We start from the raw sequence: 23,332 nt of genomic DNA, 5'->3' as shown, positions 1-23,332 counted from the left end.
GTTGACATCAATGAGCATTGCTGTGCCCCTACCGTGTATCGTCGTGTATTGCATCCAAACCAAAAGCACTATCATCTGTGGAATTTTGATTTATAGCGGTTTTCATGTGGATGAAATATGTTATGGCCGCTACTAATGTGTATCGCACACAACCGAGAAGCCCCATAAGTCTGTCATTGAAAAAACCGAAAAACAGAAAATGCTCGCAGGCGAATTATATTTGGCGGAAGATCCAGAATTGACTGCCGAAAATAAGCGAGCTAATCGTCTGTTGCGAAGGTATAATTCCACAACAGAAGAACAGCAAGAGCAACGACAGCAAATTTTGCAAGAATTATTTGGAAAGATAGGTCACAAAACATCAATTGTGCCACCCTTTCACTGTGACTATGGTAGTAATATTTTCGCTGGCGACAGATTTTATATGAACTATGACTGTGTAATTTTAGACTGCAATACAGTTCATATTGGTGAAAATGTCTTATGCGCTCCTTATGTACAAATTTATACTGCTTATCACCCTATGGAGCCGGAAATTCGGCTTTCTGGTAGAGAATTAGCTGCCCCAATTAACATTGGTAACAATGTCTGGATTGGTGGCAGCGCAATTATTTGTCCGGGTGTAACTATTGGTGATAACACAACCATTGGTGCTGGCAGTATAGTTGTCAAAGATATACCTGAGAATGTTGTAGCTGCTGGCAATCCCTGCCACATCATTCGGTATTTATCCTAGAATTTAAAACTTATAACCTCTGGCAATCCAATAGAGCCAGTCTGCGATCGCTTCTTGAGTTTCACTGTCAGCATCAATGGCTGCTATTTCAGATAACTTTGCAGAATATACATCTTCATCTTTACCATTAATGTAAGCCACTTCTACAAACATATCTTTTAAGCACTCATCGTCTGGGGCCATTCCCAGCACTTCCACTGGTTTCTCCTCGGTAGAACCTGATTTGCGTCCCTTCTTAGTCCATTTAGCCATAAAGGGAAAATTCAAAGTCTCTTCAAGGTAATAGTACCAACCCATTGCCCGATCTTCTTTATCTTCAGCATCTACAATGATCTCTGTTTTAATGCGATGCTCTCGGTTTTCGTCGGCTTCAACACTAGGCATAAGATAACACTCTACGTATAATGCATTTTGATAATATTACCAAAGTCTAGCCTGGAAATAATTTTTCTACAAAATATTAAGTATATAGGACTTACGTAAAAGAGATACCCCAAACCCTTAAGAAAGAGGCTTTTAGAGCTATCCCCTTTTTTAGCGAGATTAGGGGGATCTAGGTTTCAGTTTTCAGTGCGTAAGTCCTGCTATATCTAAGTTATACAAAAAACCGCTTGTCATTGACAAACGGTTTTTTAGTTATTGCCCTCAAAGGGGAACTTATTTGTTGCACCAAAATGCAAAGTTTTTTCTTGGCACTAAAGCACGAAATTTTTAGAGATTAAACAAGTCTCAAATCAGGATAATTTGCCAATACATCATCAGATGTCAGTGTATCATTTTCAGCTTGCGGAGTCCAAAGAACTTCAATTGCCAGAAGTTTTTCGCTAGGGATACTACCAATTTGGCGCAAAGCTTGACGCAAATCATCAGCACTGTTAATCGCTGTGGGAATTTCAAACTTGCCTAATGTCGCCGCCAGCAAGGTGACGATAATGTATTCTCCAGCGCCTTCAGTAAATAGGCGGGTGGGGTTATCGAGTTCACCAGCCGGGGGTAAAGCATCTTTGGCTAAGGCTCCTCTTAGCTGGTTATTGACATTAGAAAGTGTTTCTTCGCTAAACTTGCTGCGTTCTGCCAGTGACAGCCGATTAAACTGACCTTCAGCTGAATTTAAACTAGCTTGTTGAGTGGCTCCACCTGCATATACAAAGTATTCGGGATGGCGCAGTAAAGCTAGGCTAGCTTCTTGCAGAACTTCTGCTCTCCCCTCTGGGGTGTTAGTATCAGCAGTTTCAGCAATCTGGTTGAGTTCATTTTGCAATTCACGGGCTTGAGCTAACAAACCTACTTGCAAACGAGTTACAGAAACAGGAGAGTTACTGCTGTAATCTGCTTCTGGAGTTTCACCGCTAGAGACGCGGCGGAAAGTTTGCAATAAGAAATTAGCGATCGCAAAGAAAATTAAGATGCCAAATAGACCACCAAATCCTCCCCCAATACCCCAGAAGGGAAGTAGGAAGGGAAAGCCAAAACCACCACCAAAACCACCACCAGGATAGTATCCGCCCCCACCAGGAGGTGCATAGGTGCGCGGTGTATAGGTGCGGCTAGAAGGCGCTCTAAAGGAGCCACCACCGATCCGACCTCCACTACGGGCCGCTAATGCGCCATCGGCGTGACTAAAAGCCAAAGTTAACACCAGTCCTAGCGCTAAGAAGGTTTTTAACAGTGGTTTGATGGTTTGTTGTAGTTTTTTACGCATAATACAATCGCTTGGAAAACGGAATTTTTTATGATTTATCCCCATGCTCTTAAGAGTGTTGCGGTATGTCGCTTACGCCAGCCCGTAACAAGCAAGCTTTGTCGCATTCACTTTTAGAGGCTACATATTCAATTTACCGCGTCTTATTTTGGGTAGGCAGCGATCGCAGGGGGGATTTCTCGACTGGGGAACCGTACCTTAAGACTTCTTCATCATCACATAAATTTGCGATGTCTACGACGGGCTACGCTTACGGGCAATTCTTGCTACGTCTTGGACTAGCACTTCCAGACTACAGTCTTAGATTATACTGATTATTTTGAATGATTTTTTAATATTTCACGCTGCCTATTTTATCACAAGGCGGGAGGATATTTTTAAATTATCAAAAGCATTTACTACATCTGGCGGCTTTTAATTTACGTATACGCCGTAGGTTAGCAAGTGTCCATGATGCCCATCAGTAAGCGCAGCTAGATCCTAAATAGCTATCAAATACTTATCCCATTTTTTGGCATTTTGGCACAACAGTCCAGAGGATTCAGGATATTCTATTGAACGGAGCTAAATTTAGGAATTTTCGCAACAGTTGTTCACTGAGCAATTTGGCTATAAGTGCTAGTTTCTATTTGTTGTTCATTCTGCACAGAATTCTCAAGGATTGAGAAATTTGCAGCAAAAATAAAATCAACACAATAAAAAAATAATCTTCCTGGCTAATCTTGTAAAATCGGCTTCAAATTTGTCTACCAGATTCGTTTTAAAAGAAATAAAATAGTAATTAAGGCTTTGAAAATAATCCTTATTGTAAATAAATTAAAAATTATTTGAAATATAGTCATCAACTTTGTTATGGAACATATTTCTCAACTTACAGCCGAAATCAGAGACAAAGCTGCATACCCAGATATCCTAGTCATATCCAGGATCTTCCTACCAAAAGAAGCTGTAATTGGGGAATATATCTACAATCGCTGTCTCCAAGATCCAGAACGAGTTATTGTGCTGGCGGCTAGTTGCTCAGGAGATCAAGTATTTGATCAAGGTCAACAGTTTCCCGTGCATCGCTGGTTTTACCCTAGATACTGGCGTAGTGGCTTTGTGGGGAGTATCCTGAAGCCTTTGGTCAATATCCTCTGCTCATTTGTACTAGCAATCAAACTTTATTTTCGCTATCACTACCGTTATATAGAGTGGGGTCACGGTTATGACTTTCCTTCACTGTTGCTATTGAGCTATTTGCTACCTATTCGCTTTTTTATCTATCTGCACGGTAATGATCTTCTTTGTGTATTACACAATCCCGTGCTGCGATCGCTCTTTAAATTAACACTCAAACGAGCCGAAGGCATTGTTTGTAACAGTTCTTATACAAGAGACTACCTCAGAACTGCTTTGCGATTAGATACTCCTACCCACGTGATTAACCCGGTAATCAGACCAGAAAAATTTGGTAATAATGTAGCGAGTCCCACTAGCCTTGATGATTTACGTGTCCGCGTGCGTCAGACTTACAACATTCCCGAAACAGCAATAGTTATTCTTTCCATCGGAAGGCTAGTAAAACATAAAAGTTTTGACCGAGTAATTGATAACATCCCACTATTGCTAACCTTTGGGGTCGATGTCCACTATATACTCTGCGGTCAAGGGCCAAGTGAATCGGAACTGAAATCTCTGGCGCATCGGTTGCGGGTAGATAAGCGAGTCCACTTTGCCGGATATGTGCCAGAGCGGGAATTAGCTGGTTATTATGCAGCCTGTGACATATTTGCGATGCTGACTTTATCGGATACTAAAGCTAATAGTATGGAGGGTTTTGGTATGGTTTATTTAGAAGCAAGTTACTTCGGTAAGCCTGTAATTGCCCCTCGCTTAGGCGGTGTTCTAGACACAGTGCAGCATGAGGAGAATGGAATACTGGTTAATCCCAATTCTGGTTATGAAGTTTTTCAAGCTTTCAATCGGTTGTGCAAAGACCAGCAACTACGTGAGCAACTCGGTCGTAAAGGTAAAGAATTAGCCAAGCGCAGAACCCTTCATCGATCGCTTTACAAATCAGAAGGGAGAAACGCTATTTTGTAAGATCAACCCATATCGAGCGATGTCTACGGCGGCACGCCAAAAGCTAATGCCAGTAATATCAAACACTCAATTTACCGTCATTTTAGATCCCTCAACACCCTTAAAAATGGGGCACTCGATTCTAGTTCTCCCCTTAAGGGGGATCTAAAATCTAGGTGGTACATCGAAAAATTTTCACTCTTCTTATCAGACTAAGCTTTCACCTTAAGTTGACACCAATAACAACTGTGCGCTTCTATCATGTATCTCATTGAAATGAAAATTGCTATAGTAATCCTAAATCATGAGATTCAAGAAAATACTAACAATTACAATTTGGTAGAAGTCCTATTGATAAATGGCTTCTAACAAATAGCTACAAAAACGAGCAAGATTGCAGTGTAGAATCTCGCTTGTGATTTGATTAAATATGCGATGAAAAATATCTTGTTTGGCATATGGCAATCCCTTCGGCACTACGCAAAGCGCCGAACGCAATATCTTGTGTTTACATTCATTGGATGTCTTACTGTATTGAGTATGATTACCTTTGGAGCAATGTATGTTCTGGCTCAACCTGCTTCAACCTCATCTGAACGTCCAGCAATGCTCACTGTTAAAGCGCCAAATTTGGGGCGACACTTTCTAGAATTCGGGCGTGAAGGCTCTATCTTGATTTACGACTCAAAAAACAACCGGATCTATGAACACAATCCTCAACGTAATGCAACTGCCATCGCTCCAGCTTCCACATTCAAAATTTTTAACGCACTGGTAGCGCTCCAAACAAATGTAGTCCCTGATGATGTGGCGGTTCTCACTTGGGATGGAATTCACCGAGAGATTGATGCCTGGAATCATGATACGAATTTGCGTCAAGCCTTTAAGGATTCAACTGTTTGGTTCTATCAAGTACTCGCACGTAGGGCTGGATATGAACGGATGCAGCAATTTATTAACAAAGTAGGCTACGGTAACCGTCAGATTGGCACTGCCGCAGACATTGATCGTTTTTGGCTACAGAAGCCCTTACAAATTACACCCAAACAGCAAATTGAGTTTTTACAACGGTTGTATCAAGGCGATTTGCCTTTCTCGCAGCGGACAATAAATCTTGTCAAAGACATTATGGTACGTGAACAAACTCCAGACTACACACTGCGAGGAAAGACGGGATGGTTAACGAGTACCAAACCAGAAGTTGGTTGGTTCGTCGGTTATTTAGAGCAAAATAAAAACGTCTACTTTTTCGCCACAACCCTTGATATGCAGAAACCAGAGGATGCACCCGCCCGGATCGAGATTACACGACGCAGCCTTAAGGATTTAGGCTTGCTGGCTCAAATTAACTAACCACCACCAACAATAGTTACTACTTCTAAGCGATCGCCTGGTTGCACTTTTGTTTGCGGCCAAAACTGGCGGTGTAAAATTTCGCCGTTATATTCTACAGCCACCAAGCGGGGATTAAAACCCAACTGTTGGAGCAAATCGGGTAAAGAAGTTTGAAACGAGCAGCTATGGGTTTCCCCATTTACCTGAACCGTAATTTCATTGGACATAAGTCATGTTGGAAATTGGGTATTGGGCATTGGAGGCTAGTTTTTCATCGTTTGTGCTAAGTTGCAGAAAACCATTTTGAATTTAGAATTTATAAAGGTTCTGGTTTAATGCGATTGAGTTGGGAGAGGAAATATTGTGTTACTAGGGTAGGCTGTTCGGCTTGCATGAGCGATCGCACCACTGCTACACGTTCGGCTCCGGCATCGATCACATCATTGATATTATTGGCATCTATTCCCCCAATAGCAAACCAGGGAATTGAGCAATTTTTGGCAGCATAACTGACATATTCTAAACCTGTTGCGATCTTACCTAGTTTCGTGGGAGTTTCATAAACTGGCCCCACCCCGATGTAATCTACACCTTCAGCAATTGCTCCTTGCATTTCTTCTTTATTTGTGGTAGAAAGACCTATCAGACGCTGCGAACCGAGTAATTGCCGAGCAACAGCAATAGGCATATCTTGTTGTCCCAGATGCACCCCATCTGCATCGACAGCTAAAGCTACATCCACGCGATCATTAACAATGAACAAAGCACCATAGATATGGCATAACTGCCGGAGTTTTTTAGCTTGTTCCAAACGCAAAGAATCATCGGCGGTTTTGTCGCGGTATTGTAAAAGCGTTAATCCACCTTTAAGTGCAGCTTCGACGTTGTTCAACAAATTTTCACTAGGGGAAGTAACAAGATACAAACGCGATCGCCACAACAATTGATGGCGCTGATGACCCATTAAACTACTTTCTAGGGTATAAACCTGATAGCGCATTTGCTTACAAGCTTTAGCCATAGTTGGGTGGTAAAGCTTGCCGTATTCTTCCAGTACCCGCAATGCTTCTTCTATACGGCAAAAGTTAGCTTGCAATACTGATTTTATACTAGCTCGTTGTTCTTCCTGAGGATGAGTTAACTCAGTTCCAGGATCGCCTGGTGTATCTCGCGCCGCCCGCAATTCCGGGGTATGCAACTTAGCTACCTCTTGTCGCAAGCGCTTGCATTCAAGAGCCAACTGGGCATTATTCAATCCAAAGCGACACCATTCCTCAATAATTCGCAAGCCTTCACGAGCACGGTCTAAATTAGCATCTAAAATGCGGTAGACAACCTGCTGTATTTGCTCTTTTTGGCTGTATGGCTCGACCATTACAACAACCCCGTTAGTGCTTTCATCGAAGTGTGAATTATCATATATCCTAGTAACCATAATTAATTAATTTGCTTTTTTTTACTCAAATTTTGCGAAAATTACGCAAAAGAATGTAAAAGTGAGGGTTACGGTAAATTATCCCATGTTCCTATAGCCAGTGATAAGGGTAGTTTGAGGCTACAGTTTTGCACTAAGGTTAGTCAAGTATTTTACGGTAAACGACAAGCTTACAAAAGACTGGTAAAAGCGGATACACCAGAAAATCCCCAATGGGCAAATTAAACTTGAGACTGCATGGATACTATTTAGAGAGCATTAGTCTTTGAGGAAGATTTAAATATCAATGTTGGTATCAAGGTGGAATGCAAATAAACCGTGTCCACCTTGAAAACTGTAGTTCTTTCCCTATGAAAAGAAAAAACCTCATCCCCCAGCCCTTTCTCCCAAATTTGGGAGAAGGGGAGCCGGAAAGAAGTCCCTCTCCCCCAACTTGGGAGAGGGATTTAGGGTCAGGGCAAAAATTACGGTTCTCAACATAGATGAGGTTTAGTTTCCGTTAGAGAACTTGAGAATCTTCTTAATTCAGATACTGTAAATCAATCGCGACAAATTCGTTATAACTTCTTATCAAACGTTTCCCAAGAGATTCAAGATATTATCGAAAATCGACGTTTTACCTGGGAAGGAAACGACCCTGTAAATGCGTTTCCTGTTTTAAACGCCAACCTGATAGCCAAAAGCAAATTTTTGATGTCAATTCACTAGTACGCTACGGCGTAAATAGAGCAACCATTTAAAATTCCTAAAGAGCTTATTCCATAATACTTTTGACTTTTGACTTTTGATTTTTGACTTCCGCCTTGCGGTGCCGCCACCCCGAATACTATCATCTGGGATGATAGTGCTATAAAGAATAACTCAATATCAATTATTACTATGTATTAAAAATCGCCAATTGCACAATATATGGGTAATATTATCGACATAATACTTTTTATAGAGTATAAGAATTTATTGTTACTTATAAGGAGTTGTGTTAAAGATGATTCCCCTTCGTGTGTTTTCTAAGTACCGTAAAGTAGATGTTCTAATTGTAAAGCTGAAGTTTCTGAAATCAGCAAGGCTTTTATTTTTTAGTTTTTCAGTATTATCTTTTACCGTAGGTATGGTAGCGGTAAGTATAGGGTTCTTGGGTACAAGCCTGGGTAGTGCGATCGCTCAGATTCCATTGACACCAGATTCAGCATTTCTGGGTGAAAAAAGAAATTCTCAGGTTAACGTGCTGTTTGTCAACCCAAGTGGCAAAGATGACAGCACAGGTAATGGCAGCGAATCTGCTCCGGTGAAAACAATTACCCAAGCGTTGCGATTAGCTAATACCAATACTGTAATTATGCTCTCCACGGGCACTTATAGCGCCGAGACAGGAGAGATTTTCCCCTTAATACTGAAACCGGGTATTTCAATTCAAGGTAACCCTAGCAATCAAGGAAAGGATATTATCATTCAGGGAGGTGGTGATTACCTGAGCCGGAGCTTTGGCGGTCAAAATGTCGCAATTGTCGCAGCAAACCAAGCCTTCCTGACTGGGGTGACGGTGACGAATTCCAATCGCCGTGGTTACGGTTTATGGATTGAATCTAGCAATCCGGTAGTCGCAGAAAATACATTTATTGGTAGTACCCAGGATGGGATTTCCGTCAGTGGTAATGCTGCACCTACCATTAGCAAGAATTATTTTGAGCGCAATGGAGCCAATGGCATCACAATTGCCGGTAACTCCAGTCCCCAAGTGAAGGAAAATGTCTTTCAGCAAACGGGTTTTGGGATCAATATTGCCCAAAATGCTGCTCCTATAGTCATAGGCAATCAAATTCAAAACAATAGATCGGGAATTATTGTGCAAGCAAATGCCCGCCCGATTTTACGGAATAATTCTATTCAAGATAATAAAGAAGATGGTTTAGTTGCGATCGCTCAAGCAATGCCAGATTTGGGTAATGCATCCGAACCTGGGGGTAATGCATTTCAAAATAATGCTCGTTACGATATTAACGCCAGCGCTGCTAAACAAGTGATTTCTGCTGCTGGTAACAATCTTGTGAGCGATCGCATCACTGGTAAGGTAGATATTAACGGTACAACTGCACTAGTAACCCAAAATTCCCAACCCGCCCCTGTGCCCAATAATGTGTTACGAGAAATACCACCAACTGGGGAAATCACCTTCTCGGCTGCTGGAGTTTCTGAAACTACTAATGGGCAAACCAGCAACAGCATTTCACCAAATAATCCTGTTCCTGGACAATTAAACAGTCAATTGCTCCCATTAGTGCCAGCTAATATACCACTTTCCGTCCCCATATCCAATCAACAGCAAGCCACCTCTAAAGTTGCCGGTTTTCCTACTCCTAGCAGCTTGTCAGGTAGACAAATACCAACTAACACTTCAAAAATTGCAACTTCCAGTCCAGCAGAGCCGCCTGATAGACCACAGTTGAATTATGTGCGGATCGATCCCAATACAATTGAGTTTACAGCTCCTCAGTACCCATCTAATTCAGTAGCACAGCCACCAGTTCCCAGCGTGAGCGATCAAACACAGCAGCCATTACCAATACTAGAAACTGCTGCCCCAAATGCTGAAGCACTTTTGCCAGTTCCTGATCACAATATCCCCATTGCTAATACTCGCAATCTGCAAACAAGTTCTGCAAGTATTCCTTATAATGGTAACTCTGCGACACAATTTGGTATCCGCTATCGCGTAGTAGTGCCACTAGCAACCGATAAGGATAAAGATTTAGTACGATTCCTTGCTCCTGATGCGTTTCCCACAATTTGGCAAGGTCAAAGAGTTATGCAAGCAGGAGTATTTAGCAGTGAATATAACGCCAAAGAAATGCTCAAAACACTCTCTAGCAACGGTTTAAGGGCCATTATGGAACCGTTGAATTGAGTAGGGAATTGGGGATTGGGAATGGGGTATGGGGCAAAAGATATAGAATTAACGACAAAAGCACCTCAAAATGAATATTGATCGACTTGAGAGAGCGATCGCTTTTTTACTGTGGGGAGGCATCGCTCTTTTTCAGGGAGCGCGATCGCTTAATCTTTGCACTCATCATTCACTTTTCTGCTTAAGCTAAGTACTAAGCTTAACTTGATACTTTATTTTCTCTTCACTTTTCAGCGGAATTTATAATTGACAAAAGCAATATTATCCTAACTTGTCACGAATGAACCGATTTAATTTTATTCAATGGTAAAAGGTATGGAACCGACCATCGAACAACTTAAAGCATTCTTTGACTTTTGTGTTCGGGCTAGTAATTTGCTTAGAGATATAGCATTGGTTAGATTTAATCAGAGGACAAGCCGAATCGTGATTTTGATAGGCGAAACCATCCAAGTAGAAATTCTTAGTAATGGGGAGAACATTATCCGATGACAGACTATTTAACTCTTAATGAGCAAGAATTAAGACAATATGTAATATCAAACCCCCAGGATGAGGAGGCATTTCAGCATTACCTCAGCATCATGAGAGCGAAACCGGGTGTAGTAGTCAGCACTCCAGAACAATTAGAGGCTGAGTTAAAACGGCGTATTAATCAAGCTAGTTAACATAGAACCCGTTAGTGACATTCCAGTAACGGGGTTTTTTCAATTTAGCAACTTGACTCAATGTGAATTTTGGGACTTGCCTTCAGCCATCATCTTCTTGGATATTCCCGCGATCGCACACCCTTATATCTGCGCTGATTTGGCGACTTGCGTCTGGATACAGCAGGCTAACTTTTTTCCGTTTTACCAACTTTCGGTGATTGGCAATCGGCTAAGATATCCAGGGCAGAGAAATGACGAAACTCGACCGAACAAAGGGTAGCGTTACCGTCAGTATGCCAGATTTTTATCGTTTTACCAACATTCGGTTATTTGTTGGATTTACAAAATATTTTTAAGAGCGTTTATTTTAGTTGCCTTCATGATAGCGGGTTATTTTTGACAAGCGAGGTGTGCTCACCGTCGAAAATAACTCGTTATTGGGGTGTGTTCCACCTAATGGCTCTTTTGTTCAATCTGAGCGTGGCACTAAAGATGTTGTTTTTTAGTGCCACCAGCGGGACACATCTTGAATGGCATTAGCTATATCTTTCACTGCAAGTTTATCACCTAAAATAAATATAACAGGAGTTAATGCGTTTATATCCTTGAGTAAGTCTGTGCGAGTGTGAACAGATAAGATGTGAAGTGTTTCTCGCCAGTACTCAAAAAGTGGAGTTTTTTGTATTTGTGAAAGTTTACCAGCCAAACTACGTAGGACAGTGACGCGATTATCCTGAGACTGAATCTCCCTAGCAGCAGCCAGTGCTTCTGGTAACAATTCTGGCAGAATAGCCGCCAAACTACTTAGGGCTTTTGCGCGATACCACTCAAACTGAATCTCCCTAGCAGCAGCCAGTGCTTCTTGTAACAACTCAGGAGACAGTTTAACAACCAAACTACTTAGGGCATCGGCGCGATCCATCTCAGATTGAATCTTCCTAGCAGCAGTCAATGCCTCTAGTAACAATTCTGGCAGAATACCCGCCAAACTATTTAGGGCATCGGCGCGCTCCTTTTCATCCGGAATCTCCCTAGCAGCAGCCAGTGCTTCTTGTAACAACTCAGGAGGCAGAATAGCCGCCAAACTACTTATGACATGGGCGCGAGAATACTTATCCGGAATCTCCCTAGCAGCAGCCAGTGCTTCTTGTAACAACTCAGGAGGCAGAGCACGTGCCAAATTACGTAGGGCGATGGCGCGATAATACTCAGACTGAATCTTCCTAGTAGCATCCAGTGCTAGAGGTAACAACTCAGGAGACAGTTTATGAGCCAAATTACGTAGGGCGATGGCGCGAGAAAACTCAGACTGAATCTCGCTAGCAGCAGCCAGTGCTAAAGGTAACAATTCTGGCGATTTATCAGCCAAACTACATAAGGTATAGGCGCGAGTCCAGTCATCCGGAATCTCCCTAGCAGCAGTCGTTGCCTCTGGTAATAATTCTGGCAATTTATCAGCCAAACAAATTAGGGCATAGGCGCGATGCGACTTATCCGGAATCTCCCAAGCAACAGTCAGTGCTTTTGAGAGTCCTAATTCTTTTAAGTTTGGTGGTAAATGATTGGCTAGCTTAGTAAGCGAGTATACTTTCTGTATTGGATTCGGGCTTTGTAGAACGTAAGCAAGTCCTTGTTCGGGAGTCCATACATTTTTTTCGATCAACGCCAGAAGCAATTTAATTGGTAAATTAGCTGCCAGACTATTAAGGGATGCAATAATCAAAGCATAGCGACACTGCAATCCAATAACTTGAGGTAGGGTTGCGAGAGTCCAGGTGTCTTCTGCCAATTGCCAAGCACGAGCAACATCAGTTACAAAATTGGCAGTTTGTCCCAAGCGATCGCACGCCTCATACCAACCATTAGCTCCTGTTTTTGACTCCTCCCGCAATAATGAATGAATTTCTTCTACCTTTTCAGCTTTTTCCAAATGCCAAACTAGATGCTGATGGATATAACCATCATTGGGCAGGGTATGCCACAAACTATCTTGGGTTTTTTGTCGGTATTTCTCTATAAAGGTGGCATGAGCATTAGTAAGAGTTATACCTAACCCTGGGAAATCGCCTTCGGACTTTGGGTTTGGTGAGCGGTTAACAAATTACGTGCAAGGTCATGAAATAAGTCATGTAAACGGTAGGTTGGTGTGCCATCTGCCAAAGTAACTCCAGACAATAACAGTGCTTTATTTTGCAAATATTGCAATGTCTTGGCAGTATCACGTACATCCATTTTCCACAAAGTCGTTGCCATCATCTTAGTTATGGTGACATCTTCCGGTAATACTCCCAACCAAGAGAAATGCTCCTGCTTTTTTTTAGGCATTCTCTTGACACTCAAATTTAATGATGCTGTTAAGCTGAAGCGTTTTAAAATGGCTTCATCAGTAATTTCTTCTGCTTCTGGTCGGTCAAGAGTTTTTAATCGGGCTATCTCTTGCTGAAAATCTTCTAACAATTGAGTCCAAGTTGTACCACTAGCCACTTCAGCAGCTACCAATTCTAATGCTAGTGGGAGATAACCAATGGCTTTGGCTAAATCGGACGCTGACTGATGTTCTGCACCAGTAATCGCGCGTCCTAACTTCTTAGTTAACAGTTCTATAGCCTGCTCTGGTGTCATGACATCTAGGCTATAAGTGCTTGCTCTTAATACATGAGCGATCGCAGCGTCACGGGTTGTTACTAAAACTTGACAACGCGCTCCACCAACATTAAATACTTGTGCATCCTCTGGATTCCAAGCATCATCTACTACTAGCAGCACAGCTTTGTCATACAGCAGTGTACGCAGTTGATTGGAAGCAGCTTCTGTGCTGGTGGCTTTAAAGTTGTAGTCCCCCAATGCCTGTACCCAACCACTAAGCAGGGTTAGAAGATTAGGCTGTTGACCTAAAGTTGCCCAGAGAATACCGTCACAAAAATGAGCTTGTATCTCTTGATCTCGTGCTAAAGCCGTTGCGAGGGTAGATTTACCAACCGAACCTAAGCCGTGAATGGCAGTTACTACTAAGGTACGTACATCTGATGAATCTGTGAGTAGACGAGCTTTTAGGTCTTGGCTGTATTCGGGACGATTTACATAGTAAGTTGGTAATGGTGGTGCTTGGAACGGACGTAACTGCTTTTGCCCTTCAATATTTTGAGTGCCGATGAAAGCTTGACCAGCAGGTGCAACATAAACACCAATTTTCTCAGCGAAATTCCCGACATCGTTAGACATTTATACAGTTAAGAGTCACGCTCGTTTAAAAGGACATGTTATCGATCTTGCCTGTTCCACCAGGCATAACCACCTGACCAATTTTTTCTGCCAATTTTTGTAAATTAGGCATGGCAAGAATTTCATTAAGTCTGGGATTGGGTTCTGCTTTCGCTGCTGCTGCTAATTCCTGCATGGCTTGATTAACTTCAGGATTAGCTTTTGCTGCTGATTCTACCTCTAGTACAGCTTTACCATAATCAAGTGGTTGAGACGGTGCTTTTTCAATAGCAACTACAGTATCGGGAGAGTGTTTTTTGAGGGTGACGAGAAACTGACCAGTCTTATCCCATAACCCTTCGCCTACCTTTTCGCCAGTTTTTTCTAAAGCTTTAGTCGCAATCACAGTTCCAATAGCGATCGCACCAGCAGTTAATGGCTCCATCTACTACCTCTTAAGCGCGGCATCATATTTTACTTTTATCACATAGTTTCTCTTTTAGATTTCGCAATTAATGAAGAAAATATCTAGTTAGCTTATGATTTAGGCTCCTAATTTAGACTGCATTCCACTTTTGGGCTATTAAGTAGAATGGGTGGCTGAAAGTATTCATTACTCGTGTTCGTGAGCGGTGTCACCACATAAGTGTGTTTTACCAACTTAGGGTTATAAGTTGGTATTTGAGTTCTGACTGGATTATTTAGTAACTATGTACTAAAAAAGTGTCTGCTTGTAGCCTTCTTGTATTTGGTTAAAACAGAGAAGTAAAAAGTTGAATTATATTTATGATATAGCAGGGGACAGGGAACAGGGAACAGGGTCGAAAGTCGCTTGGTGTCTGGGTTTTATATTAGGTTTATGTCCTAAACGACTTGGCGACAGCTATAGTTTTCAGCGCGATCGCCTTCGCCGTAAATCGGATTAAGGCAAGAAAACTCATCATCTAATACCTCAAAACGACTTTGAAGTACCTCAAAACGACTTTGAAGTACCTCAAAACGACTTTGAAGTACCTCAAAACGACTTTGAAGTACCTCAAAACGACTTTGGAGTACCTCAAAACGACTTTGAGGTACCTCGAAACGACTTTGGAGTACCTCAAAACGACTTTGAGGTACCTCGAAACGACTTTGGAGTACCTCAAAACGACTTTGAGGTATCTGTTGCTTATTTAATGTTACTTTTTTGACATTTTTAATAAATACCTCAGTACAATCCACTAAAAATAATTAGGTCGATCTTAATTTGCTTTAATTTTTCCGAATTATTTCTCAGAGAAGTTTATGGTTGCATTGGCTAGAGTACATGCAGTAATCCTATAACTTCCTTCAGGAGCGCATTTTATGGCACGACTCAAACGCAGTTCACTGACTCTCGAAAACGCTCTCCGTCGAATTGCAGGAATGCGATCGATTAGCCCGACGCTAGAATTTGGCAACGGATTAAATTTGACAGACTACGACAGCCGCATCCAAACCTTGCAAACCCAGCTATCTACCTACAATACTTTACTCTCTAGCATAGATGAAATGGCAGGTCGCCTCTCTTTAATTGAAGAAGAATTGCGCGGCTATTCTGAAAAGATGTTAATGAGTGTGGCAACCCATTATGGCAAAGACAGTTTGCAATATATCCAGGCGGGAGGCAAGCCACGCAAGAAATTATCACGCCGTTCGAGCAAGACCCAATCCCCATCTGAGAGCACAGCTACAATCTTGAATGGTGCAAATAACAATAGTAGAGAAACCTCTATTGTTTTACCTTAATCGTTTAACTGCATCATGCTGACCGATTCAGTTATCAGTTATATAAATTGTCATTGCGAGCGCAACGTAGTGGAGCGTTCGCGGAGCGTCTCGTAGAGAAGCAATCCCATATATTGCGATTGCTTCATTACGCTGTCGCTTCGTTCGCTATTGACTTACATGTTCTTGCAAAATTGGGATGCTCCCCCTTTATCTAGTTACAAATGGGGCAATTGCTCCTAACTTTTGAAAGAAGCAAAAAAGAGAGAGTGCGCCACCATCAATTTAGTCAATTGTCGGATCGGAATTGATTGTGGCTATACCGCTTAATATAAACGAAGCTTTACTCTAAAAAGATGTTTTAAAAGTATAGTCTAGCACATCACATTGTGATATTACCCCCCAACCCCCCGATGTATTGGGGGGCTTTAAGAGGCTATTTGCCCCCCTTTATAAGGGGGGGTATTAGATACTTTTGGTAACAAATATAGCTTTTCAAACATCCTCTAAGAGGCATTAGCACTTGACGACCAGGCAACCCTTGATTCTCTCTGAAACAGCACTTCACAGTTATCAGTTATCTGTTCACTGTTAACTGTTCACTGATAAGTACCTCTGTTTGGTCACTGGCTGTGCGTCGGAGAACGCCACCTGATACTCCTTATCTCCCCACTCCCTATCCTGGCTTATGATCCAAACGGGTGGCTTGCTCTAGGGCGGCTTTTTCTTTGGCTCGGCGGGCATAGGGTTGTAATTGAGCGCGATCGCAACCTGTTAAAATACTCAAGTTTTCCAAGGTGATCCCCCGCATTAACATTTCTACGCGCCAGGTTTGTTGTGCCTGGGCGATTACTGGCGTTTGTCCTTGGGGAGTTAACAGTCCCTCACTCCATACTTGCCAACGTGTCTGAAGGTCTGATTCTGAAATCGGTTTGCCTGTTTCATTCAAAAACATGGCTGTTTGAGCATCTTTACGGCTTTTGTGCCATTTAATTAGAGGATTATTAGTGTAAGAGCCATAGCGTTTGCCCAGAATCCACTGATTCACAGGTACTTGACGAACAAATCCTGGGATTGTGATTTGCAGGAAGTGCCCTTGAGTATCGTAGATTTGGTGCGATCGCTCCAAGCTAATTATTTCTGTGGCAGATAATCCAGCCCCAAATAAAACATAAGCCAAGGCATAATCTCGTACTCCCCATTTTCTAGCTTGTTGCAGAATTTCATGAACTAAACTAGCAGGTAAATCAGCTACTTCTGTGGTAGTAAAGCCTCCTTGTAAAGAGTTTGTTGCTGATTCCGCTGAAGATGACATGGCTCCATGTAAAAACAACTCCACCAAATTTTCCAAAAAATCATCCCGATCCTCCCAAAGTTCGTGAAATTCGCTGGTGAACTCAATTACGGCATATCCTAAGATCATCCCATTCAGCAAACTGGCTAATTTTTCTGCGGGTAAATAGGTATTTAGGTGTCCTTGCTGGATTACAGTAGCTAAATACTGAGCTACATAGCGGTTTGCCTCTGTTACTCCCCTGCCTAGTGCGCGGCGATTTTCTGCTGGGAATTGGTCGGCTTCACCGACCACAGACCGCACGAACTCTGGCACTCGTTCTAATGCATGTAAGCTATCACTTGCATAATCTTTAAGAGCTTGGTAGACATTGCCGGGAGGCGTTGCCCGCCGCACCAGCGACTCACCTAAATCCTTGAAGGCTGCGGACTCTTCCAGTACTGCTAAAAGCAGTCCATGCTTATTGCCAAAATTCCGAAATAGAGTTACTTCATTGACTTCAGCTTTTTCAGCAATTTGGCGGGTTGTGGTAGCGCTAACTCCCTGAGCAGAAAATAATTCAAGTGCAGCTTGAATCAGGCGTTGACGAGTGGAAATGAGTTGAGACGACATAGAAAAATGCAAGTGGCACTTGCACGGATATCAGAGTTCTGCTAGCATAACAAATGTAAGTGATACTTGCTTGACTCTACCCTCCGGGTGACAAGCAAATCGCTTTATCATCCATCAACAGGAATTTTTATGACCGCAAATTTTGGGGCGTTCGCCAAAGGCGTTGGCGAAGCCATCGCCCCTGAGAGAGGCAACTCACCTCGACTCAGTTGGACAAATGTAGTATTTTTTGCTGCATTTCATGCTTTAGCACTTCTGGCACCTTGGTTTTTCTCCTGGTCAGCATTAGGTTTGCTAGTGTTTCTGCACTGGTTATTCGGGAGCATTGGTATTTGCCTGGGATATCACCGACTACTGAGCCATCGGAGTTTGCAGGTTCCTAAGTGGTTAGAGTATGCGATCGCCCTGATTGGAGCGCTAGCTTTGCAAGGCGGGCCAATTTTTTGGGTAGGTGGACACCGCCAGCATCACGCCCACACGGAAGATATCAATTTAGACCCCTACTCTGCTCAAAGAGGATTTTGGTGGAGCCATATCCTGTGGATTTTCTACCCGCGTCCAGAATTTTTTGACTATGACACCTATAAAAAATATGCCCCAGATTTAGCAAGACAACCCTTTTATTGCTGGCTGGATCGCTACTTCTTGCTGTTGCAAATACCCTTTGGACTGCTGCTATATGCCTTAGGAGGATGGTCTTTTGTGATTTACGGAGTGTTTGTCAGGTGTGTCTTGCTTTGGCACTCAACCTGGTTTGTGAACTCAGCATCACACCTGTGGGGTTATCGCACCTTTGATGCCAATGATGGCGCTCGTAATCTTTGGTGGGTATCCATCGTTACCTATGGAGAAGGATGGCACAACAACCATCATACTTATCCCCACATGGCAAAATCTGGGTTGTCTTGGTGGGAAATTGATGTTACTTGGTGGAGCATCCTAGTTTTGCAGACTTTGGGTTTAGCCAAAAAGGTTGTCTCGCGTCCTCCTCAAGGTGCAACTCACGGCTAAATTGCAACTAAATTATCATGAATTTGTTATGCCGATTGCTTCCCGCAGTCGGCTTAATAATTTTTATCAGTAGATGCAGTTGGTGTGCGATCGTATTACGAAAGTGTATTCCGACTCGCTGGAAGACACAGCCAAAAATTTATTGCAGTTATTAGGAAAATTGACTCGGCCCTACTTGACTGCTGTGGAAGAGAAGCTGTTGAGTGTTCTGGAGTCGGAATATAAGAATGGAATAATATTAATATGAAATTCTTCTTATTTCCCTTAGCAATCATTTTCCAATTATCAGATATGGTACAGAATTTACAAAAGCAAAGTTCTGAGTATACATCTGGTGTTGGGCGAAGGCAATATGGTGCTGGTCGTAAGTGAGGGCGTTTACGAGAACCAACCCGCTGCTTTTTATGATCTATATCGTCTTGCAAACGATAAAATCGCTGAACACTGGGAGGTTTTTGAAACAATACCCTCTCGCGATACATGGAAGAACTCCAATGGCAAATTCTAGAGCGTAAAGCATATTTGGGAATAAGCAGATGGTGTCTATTAAGTTTTCCCATTTTCTGCTTACTGGGTTTCACGACTCTCTATTTTTGAGCAAATTTACTTCTAGTGGTGTCTACAATCTCAAGTCACTTTTGCTAGCGTAGTGATATAGAGTTTATCGCTCCCCGGTAAACGGCTGGAAGCAAAAGGATTAATATGGCTCATTTAAATCAACGTCGTTCCCAAAATCTCAACGGCGATTTTTATGTAGATACTACCTGTATTGATTGTGATACCTGTCGCTGGATGACTCCTGAAGTGTTTTCCCGTGTTGATGAACAGTCGGCGGTTTATCATCAACCAACGAATGATGCAGAAAGATTAGCAGCACTTGAAGCACTTTTGGCATGTCCTACTAGCTCTATTGGCACAGTTGAAAAACCAAAAGATATCACAGTTGCTCAACAACAGTTTCCAATATTAGTAGCGGAAAATGTTTACCACTGCGGCTATCATTCTGAAAAATCTTACGGTGCTGCTAGCTATTTAATTCAACTTCCAGAAGGTAACATATTGGTGGATTCTCCCCGCTTTACGCCGCCTTTAGTTAAGCGTTTAGAAGAGATGGGTGGAATTCGTTATATATACTTAACTCATAAGGATGATGTGGCAGATCATCAAAAGTTTGCGGAGCATTTCAAATGCGATCGCATCCTTCATGCTGATGATATTTCTGCGGGTACTCGCAATGTGGAAATACAACTAACTGGTTTTGAACCATTTACTTTGACTCCAGATTTATTAATTATCCCAGTTCCTGGTCACACTAAAGGAGAAACTGTTCTACTTTATAAAAATAAGTTTCTGTTCACTGGCGACCATCTCGCTTGGTCAGAAAGCTTGCACCAACTGGTTGCATTCCACAGTGTCTGCTGGTATTCTTGGTCAGAACAAACTAAATCAATGCGTAACTTGGCTAATTACTCTTTTGAGTGGGTGCTACCAGGTCATGGGCGAAGGTTTCATGCTGATCGGGAAACCATGCGTCAGCAGATGCACAAGTGTATTGAGTTGATGGAATCTTTGAATTGACCAAATAATTCATAATTATTTGGTTATCTGAAAAAGCCCACGAAAAACCTAACCTCCTAACCCCCTTCCCGATGCTCTAAGGTGAAAAATTCAAAGTCTCTCTCCTAAAAGGAGAGAGATTTAGAGAGAGGTTAAACTGTATTGCATACAAACGAGAAGCGCTATAACCTGGGTTTTAGCACCCTTTTAACCAAACACGGATTATGAAAAAGCTGATCAACAAGCCGGAAGACTTTGTACGGGAAAGTCTAGAAGGTATGGCGGCGGCTCATTCTGATTTAATTAAACTGAACTATGATCCCGTTTTTGTCTATCGAGCTGATGCATCTATACAGGGGAAAGTAGCAATTATTTCTGGTGGCGGCAGTGGACATGAACCAATGCACGCTGGCTTCGTGGGCAAAGGAATGCTTGATGCAGCTTGTCCTGGTGAGGTTTTTACTTCACCTACTCCTGACCAAATGCTAGAAGCAGCCAAACGGGTAGATGCAGGCTCTGGTATCCTTTATATCGTCAAGAATTACAGCGGCGATGTGATGAACTTTGAGATAGCAACGGAGTTAGCCCGTGGTGAGGGCATTCGAGTGCTAAATATTTTGATTGATGACGATGTGGCAGTGAAGGATAGCCTCTATACCCAAGGACGCCGGGGTGTGGGAACAACAATACTGGCAGAAAAAATTTGTGGTGCTGCGGCTGATTTGGGGTATGATTTGCCACAAATAGCAAATTTATGTCGCCGAGTAAATCTAAATGGGCGGAGTATGGGAATTGCTCTAACATCTTGTACAGTCCCCGCTAATGGAAGGCCGACATTTGAATTGGGCGATCGCGAAATTGAATTAGGTATCGGTATCCACGGGGAGCCAGGAATAGAACGTACAGCCATAAAATCAGTAGACGAGATCACCGAAATTTTGACGCGATCGCTGATTAAGGATACAGCATACAGCCGCACACTACGTGAGTGGAATGAAAACAAGGGAGAATGGGTAGATGTAGAACTAATAAATCTCCCATTTGCAAAAGGCGATCGCCTGTTAGCTTTCGTCAATAGCATGGGTGGAACTCCCATTTCTGAACTGTATATTGTTTACCGCAAACTCGCCCAAATCTGCGAACAGCAAGGATTGCAAATTGTGCGAAACTTGATAGGCCCTTACATCACATCTCTAGAAATGCAAGGTTGCTCCATTACCCTGCTGAAATTAGATGATGAGATGATCCGGCTATGGGATGCACCAGTAAAAACACCAAGTTGGCGCTGGGGAATTTCATAATTACGAATTACGATTTATGCTGATATGGTAAGTCAAGCGCAGATATTACAATGGTTGCAGGCTTATGCAACCGAGATAGAGGAGAATAAAGCATATTTGACAGAATTAGATGCTGCCATCGGAGATGCCGACCACGGGATCAATATGGATCGCGGCTTTAAAAAGGCGATCGCTCAGTTACCCACTGTTGCAGACAAGGACATCGGTAGCATTCTCAAAACCGTGAGTATGACTTTGATTTCTTCTATTGGCGGTGCTAGTGGCCCTCTTTACGGTACTTGGTTTTTACGAGCCAGTACAGCAGTAGCTCTTAAGCATGAATTAACAGAAAAAGATTTGTTAGAGCTATTGCAAGCAGGTTTAGACGGCGTGCTGCAACGTGGTAAAGCCCAACTAGGGGATAAGACAATGGTAGATGTGTTATCTCCGGCTGTAGCGGCTTTTCGGCAGGCTGTCGGAGAAAATCAGGCTACTGTGGAAGCTATGCAACAGGCTGTAGCAGCTGCCCAAAGAGGCTTGGAGGAAACTATACCAATGCAGGCGAAAAAAGGACGTGCTAGTTATTTGGGAGAACGGAGTATTGGACATCAAGATCCGGGAGGGACTTCTACTTATTTTATGTTGAAAAGTTTGTTAGCGATATTGGAAAGTTCTGTGGAATAACACTGGCTGTCTGAAATTTTGCAGTTGGGCAGCAGCTGTGAGGGCAATTGCGGAGCAATTCATCCGGGCAAATCAGTCTCGTAGACGGGAGGAAAGGCAGCTTTGAGAGGAAATGAATTCCGGGGTAGAGCCGGAACTTATGTGGCGTCGTCGTCAAACACCCAACACGACGCCACGAAACCCGACGACGAACGAGAAAAAAACGGTAGTACAGATGAATTAGAACCAAGTAGGAGCATCATCATCATCATCCTCTCCATCACTTATTTCCTCCGGATCGTGCCTCCCCGTATCGTCTAAACCTCTAAAAGAACCGGAATCGTCTACGGCAAGAGCAGGTGCTAAGATCCACGAGTCGCCAGCATTTTCCACGGTAGTTATATAACCATCGTACTTTGTATCGGGAGCTAGGCTTTGATTACTGTAGGAGATGTTGGTGATGCGAACGCGATCGCCATAGCGGATTGGACCTGCATCGCCATCCGCTTTAGTAATCTGCCAGCTCTGTTTATCCTCATCATAGCCATCTTGCCAATAGTAACAATCATGGCTATCTGCAAAAGCCCCCAAAACATTATTGTTGCTTATTGCTGATTCTGTCGTTCTGATTTTGATGCGGCTGTTGGATTGAACCTCGCCATTGCCGCCCACAAGTTCAAGTTTTGCTAATTTTTTTTTCTCTTGGCTCAACTTCGGCCAGTTGTAGCGTCCTTGTTCAACTGCAATCAAGTATTTACTGCTCTCATGCTTGATATAGAAGGCATCACCAAACTTAACGACATCTTGATTAGACATGAGGATGTTCTCCTGATTAATTACACATTTGTGTTACCGAAACTTATCCAGAAACAGCAAAAGGTTTCTTGACGACCTCAAATTAACCGTTACACATCCATCACTCAACGCATAAACTCTTCCCCTCGATCCCCACCATCCATCTAAATCGTATGTAAGCGATTGGTGCGCCTGTCCAGATGATGAACTCGCTTGAGGAGTTTTTTGACTTTAGTGCGCTCTAGAAGCAAAGCGCATGTAACCTATTCGTGACTAGTATCATATTGATTGTGATTATTTGTAAGTACTGCTGATTATGAGATATTCTCCCACTTTTCGTCCAAAGTAA

Annotated in this window: 23 protein-coding genes; 13 read left to right on the top strand and 10 right to left on the bottom strand. The window is 42.6% G+C overall.

Annotated features, from left to right (window positions below; all coding sequences use genetic code 11):
- The first annotated feature begins 175 nt into the window (after positions 1 to 175).
- On the top strand, positions 176 to 736 hold the full coding sequence (locus V7K40_RS28235) for a sugar O-acetyltransferase (protein ID WP_334965878.1): 561 nt from the start codon (positions 176 to 178) through the stop codon (positions 734 to 736).
- Positions 737 to 739: 3 nt separating this feature from the next.
- Here the strand turns inward: V7K40_RS28235 and V7K40_RS28230 are convergent, their stop codons facing one another.
- The gene (locus V7K40_RS28230; protein ID WP_334965650.1) at positions 740 to 1,120 is read right to left on the bottom strand and encodes a calcium-binding protein; all 381 of its coding nucleotides are present in this window, start codon (positions 1,118 to 1,120) and stop codon (positions 740 to 742) included.
- 334 nt (positions 1,121 to 1,454) lie between these two features.
- Positions 1,455 to 2,438, bottom strand: a complete 984-nt coding sequence (locus tag V7K40_RS28225; RefSeq protein WP_334965648.1) for a DUF1517 domain-containing protein — start codon at positions 2,436 to 2,438, stop codon at positions 1,455 to 1,457.
- A gap of 65 nt (positions 2,439 to 2,503) precedes the next feature.
- Between V7K40_RS28225 and V7K40_RS28220 the strand changes: the two genes are divergently transcribed.
- From V7K40_RS28220 to blaOXA, 3 genes are all read left to right on the top strand, one after another.
- Positions 2,504 to 2,752, top strand: coding sequence for a hypothetical protein (locus V7K40_RS28220; RefSeq protein ID WP_334965646.1), 249 nt, complete (start codon positions 2,504 to 2,506; stop codon positions 2,750 to 2,752).
- A gap of 538 nt (positions 2,753 to 3,290) precedes the next feature.
- A complete protein-coding gene (locus tag V7K40_RS28215) occupies positions 3,291 to 4,523 on the top strand; it encodes a glycosyltransferase family 4 protein (RefSeq protein WP_334965644.1) in 1,233 nt (410 codons plus the stop codon).
- A 519-nt stretch (positions 4,524 to 5,042) separates the two neighbouring features.
- Positions 5,043 to 5,855 carry a class D beta-lactamase gene (blaOXA, locus tag V7K40_RS28210; protein WP_334965876.1) on the top strand — a complete coding sequence of 271 codons (813 nt, stop codon included), beginning with the start codon at positions 5,043 to 5,045 and terminating at the stop codon, positions 5,853 to 5,855.
- Here blaOXA and thiS read toward each other — a convergent pair.
- Both thiS and V7K40_RS28200 read right to left on the bottom strand, forming a co-directional pair.
- A complete protein-coding gene (gene thiS / locus V7K40_RS28205; RefSeq protein ID WP_273763690.1) occupies positions 5,852 to 6,064 on the bottom strand; it encodes a sulfur carrier protein ThiS in 213 nt (70 codons plus the stop codon). The genes blaOXA and thiS overlap by 4 nt on opposite strands.
- A gap of 89 nt (positions 6,065 to 6,153) precedes the next feature.
- Positions 6,154 to 7,212: a thiamine phosphate synthase gene (locus tag V7K40_RS28200; RefSeq protein ID WP_334965641.1), complete on the bottom strand. Its 1,059-nt coding sequence runs from the start codon at positions 7,210 to 7,212 to the stop codon at positions 6,154 to 6,156.
- A 1,045-nt stretch (positions 7,213 to 8,257) separates the two neighbouring features.
- Here V7K40_RS28200 and V7K40_RS28195 point away from each other — a divergent pair.
- The 4 genes from V7K40_RS28195 to V7K40_RS28180 all read left to right on the top strand — a co-directional run bounded on the left by V7K40_RS28195 (position 8,258) and on the right by V7K40_RS28180 (position 11,104).
- Positions 8,258 to 10,174: a DUF1565 domain-containing protein gene (locus tag V7K40_RS28195; protein ID WP_334965639.1), complete on the top strand. Its 1,917-nt coding sequence runs from the start codon at positions 8,258 to 8,260 to the stop codon at positions 10,172 to 10,174.
- Positions 10,175 to 10,489: 315 nt separating this feature from the next.
- Positions 10,490 to 10,666: a hypothetical protein gene (locus tag V7K40_RS28190; RefSeq protein ID WP_334965637.1), complete on the top strand. Its 177-nt coding sequence runs from the start codon at positions 10,490 to 10,492 to the stop codon at positions 10,664 to 10,666.
- Positions 10,663 to 10,842 (top strand): hypothetical protein, encoded by a 180-nt coding sequence (locus V7K40_RS28185; RefSeq protein WP_100899738.1) that lies wholly within the window; start codon positions 10,663 to 10,665, stop codon positions 10,840 to 10,842. The genes V7K40_RS28190 and V7K40_RS28185 overlap by 4 nt, the downstream gene beginning before the upstream one ends.
- 52 nt (positions 10,843 to 10,894) lie before the next feature.
- Positions 10,895 to 11,104, top strand: a complete 210-nt coding sequence (locus tag V7K40_RS28180; RefSeq protein ID WP_334965635.1) for a hypothetical protein — start codon at positions 10,895 to 10,897, stop codon at positions 11,102 to 11,104.
- Between the two features lie 222 nt (positions 11,105 to 11,326).
- On the opposite strand, the gene V7K40_RS28175 is transcribed toward V7K40_RS28180, so the two are convergent.
- From V7K40_RS28175 to V7K40_RS28160, 4 genes are all read right to left on the bottom strand, one after another.
- Entirely contained in the window at positions 11,327 to 12,808 is a 1,482-nt protein-coding gene (locus V7K40_RS28175; RefSeq protein WP_334965633.1) for a hypothetical protein, read from the bottom strand.
- Positions 12,809 to 12,873: 65 nt separating this feature from the next.
- Positions 12,874 to 14,046 carry an NB-ARC domain-containing protein gene (locus V7K40_RS28170; RefSeq protein ID WP_334965631.1) on the bottom strand — a complete coding sequence of 391 codons (1,173 nt, stop codon included), beginning with the start codon at positions 14,044 to 14,046 and terminating at the stop codon, positions 12,874 to 12,876.
- A gap of 25 nt (positions 14,047 to 14,071) precedes the next feature.
- The gene (locus V7K40_RS28165) at positions 14,072 to 14,470 is read right to left on the bottom strand and encodes a hypothetical protein (protein WP_334965629.1); all 399 of its coding nucleotides are present in this window, start codon (positions 14,468 to 14,470) and stop codon (positions 14,072 to 14,074) included.
- Between the two features lie 419 nt (positions 14,471 to 14,889).
- Positions 14,890 to 15,246, bottom strand: coding sequence for a hypothetical protein (locus tag V7K40_RS28160; RefSeq protein WP_334965627.1), 357 nt, complete (start codon positions 15,244 to 15,246; stop codon positions 14,890 to 14,892).
- 123 nt (positions 15,247 to 15,369) lie between these two features.
- Here V7K40_RS28160 and V7K40_RS28155 point away from each other — a divergent pair, with 123 nt between their 5' ends.
- Complete coding sequence (locus tag V7K40_RS28155) at positions 15,370 to 15,792, top strand: hypothetical protein (protein ID WP_334965625.1); 423 nt, start codon at positions 15,370 to 15,372, stop codon at positions 15,790 to 15,792.
- A 655-nt stretch (positions 15,793 to 16,447) separates the two neighbouring features.
- On the opposite strand, the gene V7K40_RS28150 is transcribed toward V7K40_RS28155, so the two are convergent.
- On the bottom strand, positions 16,448 to 17,677 hold the full coding sequence (locus V7K40_RS28150; RefSeq protein WP_334965623.1) for a TetR family transcriptional regulator: 1,230 nt from the start codon (positions 17,675 to 17,677) through the stop codon (positions 16,448 to 16,450).
- A gap of 129 nt (positions 17,678 to 17,806) precedes the next feature.
- On the opposite strand from V7K40_RS28150, the gene V7K40_RS28145 reads away from it, so the two are divergent.
- The 4 genes from V7K40_RS28145 to dhaL all read left to right on the top strand — a co-directional run bounded on the left by V7K40_RS28145 (position 17,807) and on the right by dhaL (position 22,209).
- Positions 17,807 to 18,688, top strand: coding sequence for a fatty acid desaturase (locus V7K40_RS28145; RefSeq protein ID WP_334965621.1), 882 nt, complete (start codon positions 17,807 to 17,809; stop codon positions 18,686 to 18,688).
- 702 nt (positions 18,689 to 19,390) lie between these two features.
- Complete coding sequence (locus V7K40_RS28140; protein ID WP_334965619.1) at positions 19,391 to 20,266, top strand: MBL fold metallo-hydrolase; 876 nt, start codon at positions 19,391 to 19,393, stop codon at positions 20,264 to 20,266.
- 203 nt (positions 20,267 to 20,469) lie between these two features.
- Positions 20,470 to 21,546 (top strand): dihydroxyacetone kinase subunit DhaK, encoded by a 1,077-nt coding sequence (gene dhaK / locus V7K40_RS28135; protein WP_334965617.1) that lies wholly within the window; start codon positions 20,470 to 20,472, stop codon positions 21,544 to 21,546.
- A gap of 24 nt (positions 21,547 to 21,570) precedes the next feature.
- On the top strand, positions 21,571 to 22,209 hold the full coding sequence (gene dhaL, locus V7K40_RS28130) for a dihydroxyacetone kinase subunit DhaL (protein ID WP_334965615.1): 639 nt from the start codon (positions 21,571 to 21,573) through the stop codon (positions 22,207 to 22,209).
- Positions 22,210 to 22,428: 219 nt separating this feature from the next.
- Here the strand turns inward: dhaL and V7K40_RS28125 are convergent, their stop codons facing one another.
- Positions 22,429 to 23,004 carry a hypothetical protein gene (locus V7K40_RS28125; RefSeq protein WP_334965613.1) on the bottom strand — a complete coding sequence of 192 codons (576 nt, stop codon included), beginning with the start codon at positions 23,002 to 23,004 and terminating at the stop codon, positions 22,429 to 22,431.
- Between the last annotated feature and the right edge of the window lie 328 nt (positions 23,005 to 23,332).

Origin of the sequence: Nostoc sp., from assembly GCF_036917195.1 — a bacterium.
Taxonomy (GTDB): domain Bacteria; phylum Cyanobacteriota; class Cyanobacteriia; order Cyanobacteriales; family Nostocaceae; genus Nostoc.
The sequence above is the reverse complement of the archived record's forward strand: the minus strand, read 5'-3'. Positions and strand labels throughout refer to the sequence as shown.